13 protein-coding genes are annotated in these 13,800 nt (G+C 57.3%); 6 read left to right on the top strand and 7 right to left on the bottom strand.

Annotated features, from left to right (window positions below):
• Positions 1-95: 95 nt before the first annotated feature.
• From SHIM_RS17760 to SHIM_RS17750, 3 genes are all read right to left on the bottom strand, one after another.
• Positions 96-857 carry an ABC transporter permease gene (locus SHIM_RS17760; protein ID WP_054004030.1) on the bottom strand — a complete coding sequence of 254 codons (762 nt, stop codon included), beginning with the start codon at positions 855-857 and terminating at the stop codon, positions 96-98.
• On the bottom strand, positions 854-1,783 hold the full coding sequence (locus SHIM_RS17755; protein WP_054004029.1) for an ABC transporter ATP-binding protein: 930 nt from the start codon (positions 1,781-1,783) through the stop codon (positions 854-856). The genes SHIM_RS17760 and SHIM_RS17755 overlap by 4 nt, the downstream gene beginning before the upstream one ends.
• Before the next feature lie 190 nt (positions 1,784-1,973).
• Positions 1,974-2,492 (bottom strand): CoxG family protein, encoded by a 519-nt coding sequence (locus tag SHIM_RS17750; RefSeq protein ID WP_054004147.1) that lies wholly within the window; start codon positions 2,490-2,492, stop codon positions 1,974-1,976.
• A 560-nt stretch (positions 2,493-3,052) separates the two neighbouring features.
• On the opposite strand from SHIM_RS17750, the gene SHIM_RS17745 reads away from it, so the two are divergent.
• From SHIM_RS17745 to SHIM_RS17725, 5 genes are all read left to right on the top strand, one after another.
• The gene (locus tag SHIM_RS17745) at positions 3,053-3,535 is read left to right on the top strand and encodes a MaoC family dehydratase (protein ID WP_054004146.1); all 483 of its coding nucleotides are present in this window, start codon (positions 3,053-3,055) and stop codon (positions 3,533-3,535) included.
• A gap of 91 nt (positions 3,536-3,626) precedes the next feature.
• Positions 3,627-4,829: an acetyl-CoA C-acyltransferase gene (locus tag SHIM_RS17740; protein ID WP_054004028.1), complete on the top strand. Its 1,203-nt coding sequence runs from the start codon at positions 3,627-3,629 to the stop codon at positions 4,827-4,829.
• Positions 4,830-4,878: 49 nt separating this feature from the next.
• Positions 4,879-5,697, top strand: coding sequence for a hypothetical protein (locus SHIM_RS17735; RefSeq protein WP_152926599.1), 819 nt, complete (start codon positions 4,879-4,881; stop codon positions 5,695-5,697).
• Between the two features lie 88 nt (positions 5,698-5,785).
• Positions 5,786-6,241: a YHS domain-containing (seleno)protein gene (locus SHIM_RS17730; protein ID WP_054004026.1), complete on the top strand. Its 456-nt coding sequence runs from the start codon at positions 5,786-5,788 to the stop codon at positions 6,239-6,241.
• Between the two features lie 76 nt (positions 6,242-6,317).
• A complete protein-coding gene (locus SHIM_RS17725; RefSeq protein WP_054004025.1) occupies positions 6,318-6,731 on the top strand; it encodes a hypothetical protein in 414 nt (137 codons plus the stop codon).
• A gap of 63 nt (positions 6,732-6,794) precedes the next feature.
• Here the strand turns inward: SHIM_RS17725 and SHIM_RS17720 are convergent, their stop codons facing one another.
• From SHIM_RS17720 to SHIM_RS17705, 4 genes are read right to left on the bottom strand one after another with little or no spacing between them, the layout of a single operon-like run.
• The gene (locus SHIM_RS17720) at positions 6,795-7,865 is read right to left on the bottom strand and encodes an acyl-CoA dehydrogenase family protein (protein ID WP_054004024.1); all 1,071 of its coding nucleotides are present in this window, start codon (positions 7,863-7,865) and stop codon (positions 6,795-6,797) included.
• Positions 7,866-7,867: 2 nt separating this feature from the next.
• On the bottom strand, positions 7,868-9,055 hold the full coding sequence (locus tag SHIM_RS17715; RefSeq protein ID WP_054004023.1) for an acyl-CoA dehydrogenase family protein: 1,188 nt from the start codon (positions 9,053-9,055) through the stop codon (positions 7,868-7,870).
• Positions 9,056-9,059: 4 nt separating this feature from the next.
• On the bottom strand, positions 9,060-11,147 hold the full coding sequence (locus tag SHIM_RS17710; protein WP_054004022.1) for a 3-hydroxyacyl-CoA dehydrogenase NAD-binding domain-containing protein: 2,088 nt from the start codon (positions 11,145-11,147) through the stop codon (positions 9,060-9,062).
• Positions 11,148-11,168: 21 nt separating this feature from the next.
• Positions 11,169-11,924, bottom strand: coding sequence for an SDR family NAD(P)-dependent oxidoreductase (locus SHIM_RS17705; protein WP_054004145.1), 756 nt, complete (start codon positions 11,922-11,924; stop codon positions 11,169-11,171).
• Positions 11,925-12,143: 219 nt separating this feature from the next.
• Between SHIM_RS17705 and SHIM_RS17700 the strand changes: the two genes are divergently transcribed.
• Positions 12,144-13,796, top strand: a complete 1,653-nt coding sequence (locus tag SHIM_RS17700; RefSeq protein WP_082358460.1) for a long-chain-fatty-acid--CoA ligase — start codon at positions 12,144-12,146, stop codon at positions 13,794-13,796.
• Positions 13,797-13,800: the final 4 nt, after the last annotated feature.

The following is a 13,800-nucleotide window of genomic DNA, read 5'->3' as shown; positions in this document are numbered from 1 at the left end:
CGGATGTAGAGCGCGCCTGAGGGTTAAACAAGGCAACGCCTGCAGGAAAGCGCAGGCGTTGCCCATTTGCCGAGTCTTGTGCTGATCTTTGCCGATCAACTGCGAATGCGCCAACCAGTGCGAAAGATCCACCAAATCGCACCCATGCACAGGGCGGTGAACCCCGCAATTGCCAGCAAACTTAGGCCAACCGGCACATCCGCCGTGCCGAAAAAGCTCCAGCGAAAGCCCGAAATCAGATAGACCACCGGATTGAACAGCGTGATTTTCTGCCAGATCGGCGGCAGCATCGAGATCGAATAAAACGACCCGCCCAGAAACACCAACGGCGTGATCACCAACAAAGGGATCAGCTGCAACTGCTCAAAGTTCTGCGCCCAAATACCGATGATAAAGCCAAAAAGCGCGAAACTCAGGCACGTCAGTAGCAAAAACAGCACCATCGCAAACGGGTGTTGGATTTGTATATCCACAAACAGCGACGCGGTGCCCAAAATCACCACCCCGATGAACAGGGCTTTGGTGGCCGCGGCCCCGACAAAGCCCAGAACCACCTCCAGAAAGTTCACCGGTGCTGAAAGCAGCTCGTAAATTGTGCCGATAAACTTCGGGAAATAAATGCCAAAGGACGCATTCGAAATCGCCTGCGTCATCACCGATAGCATGATCAAACCCGGAACGATAAACGCGCCATAGCTCACGCCTTCGACCTGATCAATCCGGCTGCCAATGGCCGCACCAAAGACCACAAAATACAGCGACGTTGAAATCACCGGCGAAATGAAACTCTGCGCGATGGTGCGAAAAAACCGCGTCATCTCAGAGACATACATAGCTGAAACTGCTGCCCAGTTCATGCCGCACCCTCCTTGACCAGACCGACAAAAATATCTTCCAAACTCGATTGCTCCGTGAGCAGATCCCGCATCTGCAAACCCGCAGCCGACAGATCGCCCAGCAGGCGGGTGATGCCTGTGCTTTCACCGCGCGTGTCATAAGTGTAGCGCAACGCCTGCCCTTCACTGACCAGCTCAAGATCATACCCCGCCAGCGTTTCCGGAATGGCCTGCGTCGGCTCCTGCAATTCGATCTGCAACGTCTTTTGCCCCAACCGCCGCATCAATGCGTCTTTTTCCTCGACCAGCAACAACTGTCCGCCGTTGATCACGCCAACCCGATCCGCAATCGCCTCAGCTTCTTCGATGTAGTGCGTCGTCAGAATGATGGTCACGCCCTGCGCCTTAAGTTCGGCCACCACGTCCCACATATCCTTGCGCAACTCCACGTCCACGCCCGCCGTTGGTTCATCGAGAAACAACACCTTCGGCTCATGGCTCAGAGCCTTGGCAATCAGAACACGCCGCTTCATGCCGCCCGACAGTTCGACAACGCGCGCATTGCGTTTGTCCCACAACGACAGCTGTTTCAGGATTTTGTCAATCGCCGCATCATCGCGCGGCTTACCAAACAAACCCCGCGAATAAGACACCGCATCCTTGACCTTGGTGAACGGCTCAAGGCTCATTTCCTGCGGCACCAACCCGATCAACGACCGCGCGCCGCGATATTGTTCGACCACGTCAAAACCACCCACGGTAACCTCGCCGGAACTGGGGTTGGTTATACCGCAAATTGTTGAGATCAGGGTGGTTTTCCCTGCGCCATTCGGCCCAAGCAAGGCCAGAATTTCACCTTCCCGGATGCTCAAAGTTATACCCTTGAGCGCCTCAAACCCGCCGTCATACACTTTGCGCAGGTCTCGAATGTCCACAATCGCTGTCATGGCTCCCCCTCTTTCTCACCAGCGCAGCCTATCAGGCAGAAATCTGAGTCCAAGAGCAAAACCTAACGCTGACTTTGTGCCCTAACGCAGGGGTGTCTGTGCATCCAACGCCCAAACACAAACCGGCCCCGCTCGTTATTGGCGGGGCCGGCGATTTACGACTTATGTGTGCTGCTGCGCCGAAAGCACATTAGCCGCCGGTAAGGCGTTTCAGCAGACCCTTTTTTTCGCCTTCTTGCGGCGCTTCTTCGGTCTCTGGGGTTTCTGCCGGACCTTCCAGGCTTTCCTGAAAGTTGGTGAAAAACTGATCGGCCATCTTCTTGGCAAAGCCGTCAATCAACCGGCTGCCCAATTGCGCCAGCTTGCCACCAACCTTGGCGTCAACTTCGTATGACAACAACGTGCCAACCTCGGTGGCCGCCAATGTCACGTCCGCGCCGCCTTTGGCAAAACCTGCCGCGCCGCCTTTGCCCTCACCGGTCAGCGTCAGGCTCTGACCGTCAACGAGATTAGACAGCACGACGTTGCCTTTGAACGTCGCCTTAACCGGGCCGACCTTCTGAACCACAGTGGCCTCAAACCCGTCCTCGGCATTGCCGGTGACCTCCTTGGCACCCGGCACACAAGCCATCAATGTGTCCGCGCTCAACAGCGCCGCCCAAACCTCTGCCACCGGGGCGGCAATCTCGCGTTCGTCACTCATATGCATGGGCTGATCCTCCGGATGTGAGCCATCGTGGTCTTTCGCGCACCCTATGCAGGCAAGCGCAGGGCTGCAAGCGTACCAACGTCGTAGAACCCGCCGATTGCGACGCGCCCGTGCCCCGACGCGGGTCCAGCCAGCTGCCTTCGGCGAATGCCACGCGAGCCCATCAAACGCCGCTGCCAGCCGCTGCGCCTGCAGAAGCCCCGCCAATTCCATCGCTTGAGTGACCACGCTTCTTCTGCAGTGCCAACGGGTTGATCGGCAGCGCGTCGCCATCCTTTCGTCCTCACAACAGTCCGCCTTGCGCCTCATGACAAACAGAGCGTGGCGTCTCAGCGTTCGCGGTGACGTAAATGCAACTTACGCAACGTCTTGATAGACGCTGACCGGCGCGCGCAAGCCAATCACCTTGTTTTCTTAATCCTCCGTTAGATGTTCCGCATAGCGGAATAACGTTCCGCAAGTTGACACAGCTCTGCGAATCCGGTTTCCTGCCCGCAAGTCGCGGAACGTGTTTCCGCATAGCGAAATTATTGGCGAGAGCCATGTTGGGAGGACACAAGATGATTTCGAGAATTCTTAAGCTCAAAGACGGTGTTGGCTGCGAATACGGTCTGTCCAAGTGGGTCACAATTGATCAGGCCATGATCGACGCCTTCGCCAAAGCCACCGGCGACAACCAGTATATTCACACAGACCCAGAAGCCGCCAAAGCCAGCCAGTTCGGCGGCACCATCGCACACGGCTTCCTGACGCTGTCGCTGCTCTCGCAAATGATCGCTGATGCAGTTCCGCGTACCGAAGCCGAATCCACCGGTGTGAACTACGGCTTTGACAAAGTCCGCTTTGTGGCCCCAGTTCGCGCCGGCGCCGAAATCCGTGGCCGCTTTACTCTGGCGAAATATGCCGAACCACAACCCGGCGTGATCGAGATGCAATGGAACGTCACCGTGGAAATCCGCGGCGAAGACAAACCCGCGCTGATCGCCCAGTGGAAGAACCTGCGTTTCGAAAACGCCGAAGAACCCCTCAAGAAAGCAGGCTAGGACGTTGCGTCCCGAACGGGACGCATCGCCACCGACGCAATACCGACGTGATACCACCGTCATACAGAACGTGAAAAACAGGACTATTTAGATGCGCGACGCCCTTATCGTCTCCACCGCCCGCACGCCTATTGGCAAAGCTTACCGCGGTGCTTTTAACAACACACAGCCTCAGGAACTGATCGGCCACGCCGTTAAAAACGCCGTTTCCCGCGCCGGTCTTGAAGGCCACGAAGTGCAGGATTGCGTCATCGGTGCAGCCCTTCAACAAGGCGCGTCCGGCGGCAACATCGCCCGTCAGGCCGCCATTCGCGCGGGCCTGCCCGTGACCGTGGCTGGCATGTCGCTAGACCGCCAGTGTGCCTCGGGCATGATGGCGATTGCGACGGCTGCCAAACAGGTTGTGCACGACGGCATGGACGTTGCCATTGGTGGCGGAGTTGAGTCTATCTCTCTGGTCCAAAACGAAAAAATGCGCATGGACCGCGCTGGTGACCCTTGGATCAAGGAACACAAACCAGAGCTTTATATGTCGATGCTGGAAACGGCTGAAATCGTCGCTGCGCGTTACGGCGTGACCCGCGAAGATCAGGACGCCTACGCGCTGCAATCTCAGCAACGCACCGCCGCCGCCCAAGACGCCGGCAAGTTTGACGACGAAATTGTTCCCCTGACCTCGACCATGGGCGTGATGGACCGCGAAACCAAAGAGATCTCCTTCAAGGAGGTCACTCTGGCCAAGGACGAAGGCAACCGCGCCTCCACGACACTGGAAAACCTGCAAGGCCTGAACCCTGTGTTCAAAGGCGGCCTGCAGGTCAAAGAAGGCCAGTTCATAACCGCCGGTAACGCCAGCCAACTGTCCGACGGAGCCTCCGCTTCCGTGATCATGGAAGCAAAAATGGCCGAAAAACAGGGGCTTGAACCTCTCGGTCGCTATGTTGGCGTGATGGCTGCAGGTCTGGAACCAGATGAAATGGGCGTTGGTCCTATCTACGCGGTGCCAAAATTGCTTGAAGCGCACGGTCTCAAGATGGACGACATTGGCCTATGGGAGCTGAACGAAGCCTTCGCCTGTCAGGTGCTGCAATCGGCCCGTGTGTTGGGCATTCCTAACGAGATCCTGAACGTCAATGGCGGCGCGATTTCGGTGGGCCACCCATATGGCATGTCCGGAGCCCGCATGGTTGGTCATGCGCTGATCGAGGGCAAACGCCGCGGCGCCAAATACGTCGTCTGCACCATGTGCGTCGGCGGCGGCATGGGTGCAGCCGGACTCTTCGAAGTCCTGTAAACCCCTGATAAATATTCCAAAAGGCGGTGCATTTGCGCCGCCTTTTTTGTTGAAGTCTCCGAACGACACTGACAGCCTATGCGGGATAGAAGCTGTGGGACTGCCACCAATGATCCTCAAGTTCAGAATATTCGCCGCCCTCGGTGCGCTTTTTATGGCCGCACTTCTGGTCCTAGTGCTCAACCAGCCCGACTTGATCAAAAAGTCTGCCCTCAGCTTTACCAAGGCACAAATTCAAAAAGACATCGCCGAGCGTTTCCCCGATTTGACCGACGGGCCGCTCACCGAAGGTCTGTCTAAGCTTTCACAACGCTTCAAAACCCGCAGCGATGCGATATCAACCGGGCTTTCCGAAGGCGTACATTTGTTTGTCGCCCAGCAAGTCGCAAATCTCTGCGCATGTGACGACGCAGATGATTCCGAAGTCAAAATCGCCACTGGCTTGCAAACCTACATGCAAGAAAAGAGCGCCAAGTTCGATGCCGTCCGCGAGCGACTGGAAAGTGCTATCAAGGGAAAATACGACAGTCTAACCAACGCTCTGTTGCGGGACGTGGCAATCTTTCTTGGCACCAACTTGGCTGCATTTTCCGCCATCTTTGCAGCAACGTTTGTCCGCAATGGCAAAGGGCCAATGTTGGTATATCCCCTTGTATTGCTCAGCATCGCCCTTGTAGTCAGCGCGTCCATTTACATGTTCGGCACCGACTGGTTTTACACCATCCTTTTCCAAGACTATTGGGGCTATGGCTATGCTGTCCTCATCGGGTCCCTGTTTTTGGCACTCCTTGATATCACTTTGAACGAGGCCAAGATTACATCGGGCATCGTCACGCATCTGCCCTCGGCCTTGGTGCCCATCTGTTGACGGATCACGCCCCGATCACACTCTGGTCAAGTGGGTGCAACAGCTGGCAAGCGTTGCTTATAGTCTTTCTGAAATAGGAGGACCGAACATGATCACACGCCGCGCCGCCCTTGGCCTTTTTGCAGCCACCCCTGTCGCTTATGCCCTGACTTCCCCAGCCGCCATGGCCGCTGAACCCGAGGTATTTCAGAACCCGACTGCCATCAACGGCTATGACCCCGTGGCCTATTTCAACGACGGAAAACCCGTCGAGGGCTCTGGTGCAAATGTGGTTGAATGGAACTCTGCCAATTGGCACTTCGCCACGCCGCAAAACGCGGCCAAATTCCTTGAAAACCCCGAAGCTTTCGCCCCCGTGTTTGGTGGCTATTGCGCCTATGCGGCGTCAAAAGGCTACCTCGCGCCCACCGTGCCGGAGGCCTGGACTATCCATGAAGACAAGCTTTATCTGAACTACAATCTTCAGGCCCAGAAACTCTGGCGCGAGGACGTCCCCGGCAACATCGTCAAAGGCCTCGCCAACTGGCCTGGCATTTTGGGCTGACTTTCTTGCCGCCACGTTTTTCTTGATTGCTTAGTCAATCCTGCGAGCCTTCCATTGTCGCAAATGGGAGGCTCACATGTTCAAACTCTGGCTACGCTACCGGCTCTGGATATTTTATAGTGTATTCTGTGGCTTCGCAGTCATTTACGGCGGCCGTGAGGCGATGTTTTCACTGCCCGAACGCTACGCGTTGGGTAAGATCGCACTAATCGTCATCTTCGTGCTTTTTGTCGGGTTCTCGCTTTACGCCACCAAGGTCGAGAACTTCTTTCGGTCTGTGCGCACGATCAACGGATTTCTTTGGGGGCGCCAGATCGGCGTCGACCTGTACATCAGTGTTTTTCTGTCGCTTGCGGTGATCTACATGCTCGAAGGATCACTGCTCACCCTCGCGCTTTGGTCCGTTCCGGTCGTGATCTTCGCCAACCTCGCGATCCTGCCCTACATCTTGTTGAATTACACGGCATTGGTGCAGCTGTTCCTTGGCTAGCAGAACAAGAACGAGCGCCTCCCTTCAGAAGACGCCCGCCTCATCTCGCGTAACGGCAAAACCTTAGGCCGCATTCACCTTCATAACTTGAGACAGGTGATAGTCGGTATCACCCAACTGCGCGTCCAGCATGATCAACCGTTTTGCATAGTGACTAACCGAGTACTCCCAGGTCATCGCGATACCGCCGTGCATTTGGATGCTTTCTTCGGCAATCAAACGCGCCGCGCGACCAATCAGGTTTTTGGCCATCGAGGCGTATTTGGATGCTTCATCACCGCCTAATTCGGCCGCCGCCTTGATCACAATCGAGCGCGCCTGCTCGATCTCGGTCAGCATATCCACCGCGCGGTGCTGCAACACCTGGAACTTGCCAATCGGCACGCCAAACTGCTTACGCTGTTTGAAGTATTCAACGGTCGTGGCATGGGTGACTTCCATTGCGCCGACGGCTTCGGCACAAAGCGCGACGATACCCGCATTCAGCCCGTCGTTTAGCGCCGCCTCAGCATCGGCCAGCACCAGTGTCGCAGACACATCATCCAGCAGGATCTCTGCCGCACCGCCACCGTCCATCATCCCGTAGCCGGTCACATTGGCATCCGCCGCATTGACCGCAAAAACGCCCAACCCGCCGTCATGTTTTGCCGCGATAAGGATCACATCCGCGATCTGGCCTCCATAAACGGTCGACTTGCGACCCGACAGGGTGAACCCGTCGCCCTTGGCCGTGGCCTGCGTGGCAATCTGGTCCAACTCATACGGCGCGTCGATTTCGGTGATGCCCACGGCGTATTTGGTTGCCCCAGTCAGCAACGCGTCCTGATCCGCGCCTGCCGCCGCCAAAAGTCGCGAGGCCATCAGCGCACCAAGCACAGGTTCCGGCGTCAATGTCTTCCCAAGCGCTTCGAACACCACGGAAATATCAAATCCCGTACCGCCCATGCCTCCGGCGTCTTCGGGTGCCAATGCATAAAGCGCACCCAACTCTACCAGTTGATCCCACTTCGCAGGATCATGGTAGGGTGCGTCATATGCCACCTTGATGCGGTGCTCGACAGGGTACTGCTCGCCAAGGAACCGGTTCAACGTGTCCGCCAGCATTTGACGGTCTTCAGTCAGATTGAAATCCATCGTTACAGCTCCAGCATGGTCTTGGTCACGATATTGCGCTGGATCTCGTTAGACCCACCGAAAATCGAGGTTTTACGGTTGTTGAAATACCGCGCCGCATTGTGTTCGGTATCGGCTGGGCCAAACATCAGGTTGCCCTCGGTGACATGGCCGGGGAACGGCGCCGCCGCCGGACCCAACGCGCGACGTGCGAGGTCTTTGAGTTCTTGATTGATCACCGTGCCTTTGATCTTCAAAAGCGATGTTTCCGGTCCTGGTGCACCCTGTTCTTGTGCTTTGAACAACATCCGCAGGTTGGTGATTTTCATCGCCTCAAGGTCGATCTCGGCCTGTGCGACACGCGCCGCAAACAACGGATCTTCGATCAGCGACTTGCCGCCGCGCATGGTCTTGCGCGCAATCGCTTTCACTTCCTCAAGCGCCTGCATCGAGAAGCCCACACCGGCAATACCGGTCCGCTCATGGGTCAGCAGAAATTTGGCAATCGTCCAGCCTTTGTTTTCCTTGCCAACAAGATTGCCAATCGGCACCCGCACGTCGGTAAAGAAGATCTCGTTCACCTCATATCCACCTTCGATCAGCTTGATCGGACGCACTTCGATACCCGGCGTCGCCATATCCACAAGGATAAAGCTGATGCCTTCCTGGTTCTTGGCGTCCGGATCGGTGCGGCACAGGCAGAAAATCCAGTCGGCGAACTGGCCCAATGTGGTCCACGTCTTCTGACCGTTGATCACCCACTCATCACCATCGCGTACCGCGCGGGTCTTGAGCGACGCCAAGTCCGATCCGGCCCCCGGCTCGGAATAGCCCTGACACCACCAGTCGGTGCCGTCCAGAATGCGCGGCAGGTAATGATCTTGCTGCTCCTTTGAGCCGAACACCTGCAACACAGGCCCCAGCATACTCAGGCCAAACGGCACAATACGCGGCGCATAGGCGCGACAGCATTCTTCTTCGAAGATATGCTTTTGTACCGGGCTCCAACCCGGCCCGCCAAACTCTTTGGGCCAAATCGTCGCGAGCCAGCCACGCTTGTTCAAAATGGCATGCCATTCTTCAATAATTTCCTTGGTCAACTCTGCACCAGAGCGCACCACATCGCTGATACGCTCAGGCAGGTTTTCCGCCAGATAGGCGCGGACCTCATCGCGAAACGCGAGGTCCTCTGCTGAATAACTCAGGTCCATTGGATCACTTCCCCTTATTCATTTTGTCAAAGCTGCCGCCCTCGTCTGCCATCTTTTGCAACAACGCAGGCACTTTCCAGTAATGCGCGTCTTCCTTGGCGTAGGCTTCAATGCGCGCGACAAGTTTCTTGGCGCCAATGGTATCCGCATAACAGAGCGGCCCGCCACGGTGACGCGGGAAGCCGTACCCCATCAAAAACACAACATCGACATCCACGGGGCGCAGCGCAATACCGTCTTCCAGAACCCGCGCCGCCTCGGAAATCATCGCCGTCATATAACGATCCACGATGTCCTCATCCGTGAACGTTTTGGGCGTGATACCAGCTTCGGCTCGCACGTCATCAATGATCCCGTTCAGATCGGGGTTGGTCAACGTCTCACGACCCTCGTAGACGTAATAGCCTTTAGCCGTCTTGCGCCCATTCCAGCCATTTTCGCTCAGACGGTCGGCAATCGCACCACCATACCGTTCCTCGGCAGGGCGTGTCGCCTCAAGCCGTTTGCGTGTCATATAGCCAATGTCCAGCCCGGCCAGATCGCCCACGCGGTGCGGCCCCATTGCAAAGCCAAAGCCTTCCAGCGCGCTGTCCACCTGATCGGGATGCGCTCCATCAAGCACCAGATAGCTTGCCACCTTCAGGTAGTGTCCAAGAATACGGTTGCCAATGAAACCATCGCAAACGCCTGCGCGCACGCCGACCTTTTTCATGCGTTTTGCCAAGGCAAAACCCGTCGCAACCACGGCAGGATCAGTCTTTTCACCCACCACAACTTCGAGCAGGCGCATGATATGCGCAGGCGAGAAGAAGTGCAGACCCAACACGTCCTGCGGACGGTTGGTCATCGCGGCAATCTCGTTAATGTCGAGATAGCTGGTGTTGGAGGCCAGAATGGCACGCTCTTTGCAGATGCTGTCGAGCTTGCCAAAGATCTCTTTCTTGATCTCCATCTTCTCAAACACTGCCTCGATCACAAGGTCCACTTCGCTTAGCGCGTTCATGTCAGTCGATGCCGTCAGGTTCGCCAATGCCGCGTCACGCTTAGCTTCCGACATTTTGCCGCGCTTCACTGCGCCGGCCAGATTGCCGGTGATCGTCGCCACACCGCGATCCAAACCCTCTTGCGAGACTTCAATCAGCGTCACAGGCAGACCCGCCATCAACGCAGAGGTCGAAATGCCCGACCCCATGGTGCCGCCGCCAATCACGCCCAACGACTGAACATCACGGGGGGTTTCTTTCTTTTCCGGGATGTTCGCGACCGCACGTTCGCCAAAGAACGCGTGGATCATGCCGCGGGATTCATCGGTGCCCAAGCAGGCCATGAACGCCGCACGCTCAGCAGCGAGACCTTTGTCAAACGGCAAGGTCGATGCCGCAACCGCCTTGATTGCCTGCACCGGCGCATTCAGGCCAGGTGCTTTCTTGGCCACCATCGCTTTGGCCGCTTCAATCGCTGCATCATCTGCCTTCGTCTCGATGTCGCGGGTCACGCGGGTTGGCAATGTGCCAGCGGCGACCTCTTGTGCGGCCGCAAGCGCAATCTCGCGAGGCGCGCCATCTTCAATGCGGTCAACAATACCGGCCTCAAGCGCTTCCTTGGCGGGCATCTGACGACCCGACAGCGACAGATCAAGCGCCACGGGAATACCTGCAAGGCGCGACACACGCTGCGTGCCACCGGCCCCGGGCAACAGACCCAAGTGGATTTCCGGCAGACCAACGCGGGCGGCCGGAACCGCAACGCGGGCATGACACGACACAGCCAATTCCAGACCACCACCCAGAGCGGTGCCGTGAATGACGGCGACCAGCGGCACAACAGAGGCTTCGACCTCGTTATAAAGGTCAGGCATCATCGGCATCTGCGGCGGTTTTCCAAACTCGGAAATGTCTGCTCCGGCCACAAAGGTCCGGCCCGCGCAATACAGACCAATTGCCTTGGCTTTGCCTTCTGCGTTCACATCGGCGACCGCCTTTTGCAGCCCTTGGCGCATGGCGGCGCTGCCCGCGTTTACTGGCGGATTGTCGATGCAAATAAGGGCAACATCGCCCACATATTCAACGCTGACAACTTGATTATCGCTCATATCGTATCTCCCTCAAATTTCTTAGCAAATTGTCTCGCCGCCATCTGCAACGATGGTCTGCCCAGTGATGTAGGCACTGGCGTCAGTCGCTAGGAACAAAGCTGTCCCTGCGATGTCATCAGGCTGACCAATGCGGCGCAGCGGATTTTGCTGCTCGACCTTGGCCAGGTACTCAGGGTTTTCCCAAAGTGCGCGGGCGAAATCGGTTTTGATCAGGCCCGGTGCAATCGCGTTCACGCGGATGCCTTTGGGGCCCCACTCCACAGCCAAGTTGCGTGCCAACGACGCGTCGGCGGCTTTGGAAATCCCGTAGGCGCCAATCACGGCGTTGCCTGTGATGCCAGAAATCGACGACAGGATCACGACATTGCCGCCACCGCGTTTCGCCATCCCCGGCAGAACCAGATTGCACAGCTGCAACGGCGACAGCACGTTGGCCGTCATGATCTTGGCAAAGGCTTCGTCATCCAGATTGCTCAACGGGCCAAAGACCGGATTGATTGCCGCGTTGCAGACCAGAACGTCAATTTGACCCCATTCTGCCAACGTCTTTTCCACCAGGCCTTCGACTTCGGCACGGTGGCTCACGTTGCAGGGAACAACCAACGCCTCGCCGCCATCGGCGCGGATCGCTTCGGCCACTGGCTCACACGCTTCAGCTGTTCGGCTCGACACCACAACTTTTGCGCCGGCTTTAGCGTACATCTCCGCAATCGCGCGACCAATACCACGGCTAGAGCCTGTGATAACGGCAACTTTGCCTGTCAGATCAAACATCAGATTTCCTCCCGAATGTGCGCTTAGACTCACCAAACGCACCAAGTCCATTTGGTTGTATCCTACGGCTGCTTCCGCATCGCGGAAACGCGTTTCGCTGCAATGTCACCAAAAACGACGCGACGACACTTGGGTGAAATTCCGCATGACGAAACGCCGCTTGACGTTAGGCTACCTCATCGCGGACCCTCCGCAGCACTCTTAAGACCGGAACGCCTTATGCCTCATCCAAACGCCCGCATTCCCGATTTCTGGCCCAGTGATAAGCCCTGGACCTTTGAGCGCCCGGACACACCTATCGACGTCAATCTGGACAAAACCGTCGCCAAATGGGGCGACCGAATTGGCATCACCTACAACGGCGCGGACTTTACCTATACGGACATCGCGGCGCGGGTCTCGGCACTTGCAGGGTATCTGCAACACGCTGGCCTGACCAAGGGCGACCTCGTGCTGCTCTATACCCAAAACTGTCCACAATACATCATCGCCTTCTACGCCATCCTACGCGCAGGCGGCGCCGTGGTGCCGGTGAACCCGATGAACAAGCAGGCCGAGATCGACTATCTGGTGCAGGACACCGGAGCCAAAATCGCGGTGTGTGCGCTGGAACTGTCTGCCAACATTCTGCCCGCACTTACACGTGGCGATCTGCAAACCCTGATCGGCACGCGTATGACCGACATGGGGCTCGCCGGATTTGACCTTGTGCCGAAAAACATGACCCCAGCCATGAGCGAGGCCGAGGCCGAAGCACTGGGCATGGTTGGCTTTCAATCCGCCATCGACGCAGACCACTCCCCCGCTCCACGAGACACCACCTCAGACGACCTGGCCGTGATCCCCTACAGTTCTGGCACCACCGGAAACCCCAAGGGCTGTGTTCACACGCATCGCACAGTGATGGCTTCGCTGGTGGCCGGCGTGATTTGGAACCCGACCACGGAAACCACCGTGCACCTTGGCGCCCTGCCTTTCTTTCATGTCACAGGCATGATGAACGGCATGCACGCCCCGCTTATGACTGGCGGGCGCAATGTGATCCTGCCACGCTGGTCGTCCAAATTGGCGGCTGACCTGATCGCGCGGTTCAAAATCGCGCGGTGGCGCTCGATTGCGACAATGGCCATCGATCTGGTGAATGATCCGAACTTCGAGACCTACGATCTGTCCTCTCTTGAAATGATCGGCGGCGGCGGGGCTGCCATGCCCGAGGCCATCGCCGGCAAACTCAAAGAGATGACTGGTCTGGATTACGTCGAAGGCTATGGCCTGTCTGAAACTATGGCCGCCACGCACGTCAATCCAATCCACGCACCCAAGCGCCAATGCCTTGGGCAACCGGTTTATGAGGTCGACAGCCGTGTGCTGGAAATCGGCGGCGATACCGAAATGCCGCACGGCGAAGTTGGCGAAATCGTTATGCACGCGCCGCAGAACTTCCTGGGCTACTGGCGGCGCCCCGACGAAACCGCCGAGGCCTTTGTCGAAATCGATGGCGTACCGTTCTTCCGTTCCGGTGACATTGGCTACCGCGACGCGGAAGGCTATTTCTTCATGGTGGACCGCGTCAAACGCATGGTGAATGCGGCCGGCTTCAAAGTCTGGCCCGCCGAGATCGAGATGCTGATGCTGCATCACCCAGATATCGCCGAATGCTGCGTGATTGCTGCCAAAGACGACCGTCGCGGCGAATGCGTAAAAGCCGTCATTATCCCCCAGGCAGAAGCGCGCGACACGATCACTGAGCAGGGCGTTATTGATTGGTGCCGGACTCAGATGAGTGCCTACAAATGCCCGAGCATTGTCGAATTTGTCGACGACTTGCCCCGGTCCGGCGCGGGCAAGGTCTTGTGGAAGAACCTGACATGACCCA

This window comes from Shimia sp. SK013 (assembly GCF_001292625.1).
In the GTDB taxonomy this organism is placed as follows: Bacteria; Pseudomonadota; Alphaproteobacteria; order Rhodobacterales; family Rhodobacteraceae; genus Shimia.
The sequence above is the reverse complement of the archived record's forward strand: the minus strand, read 5'-3'. Positions and strand labels throughout refer to the sequence as shown.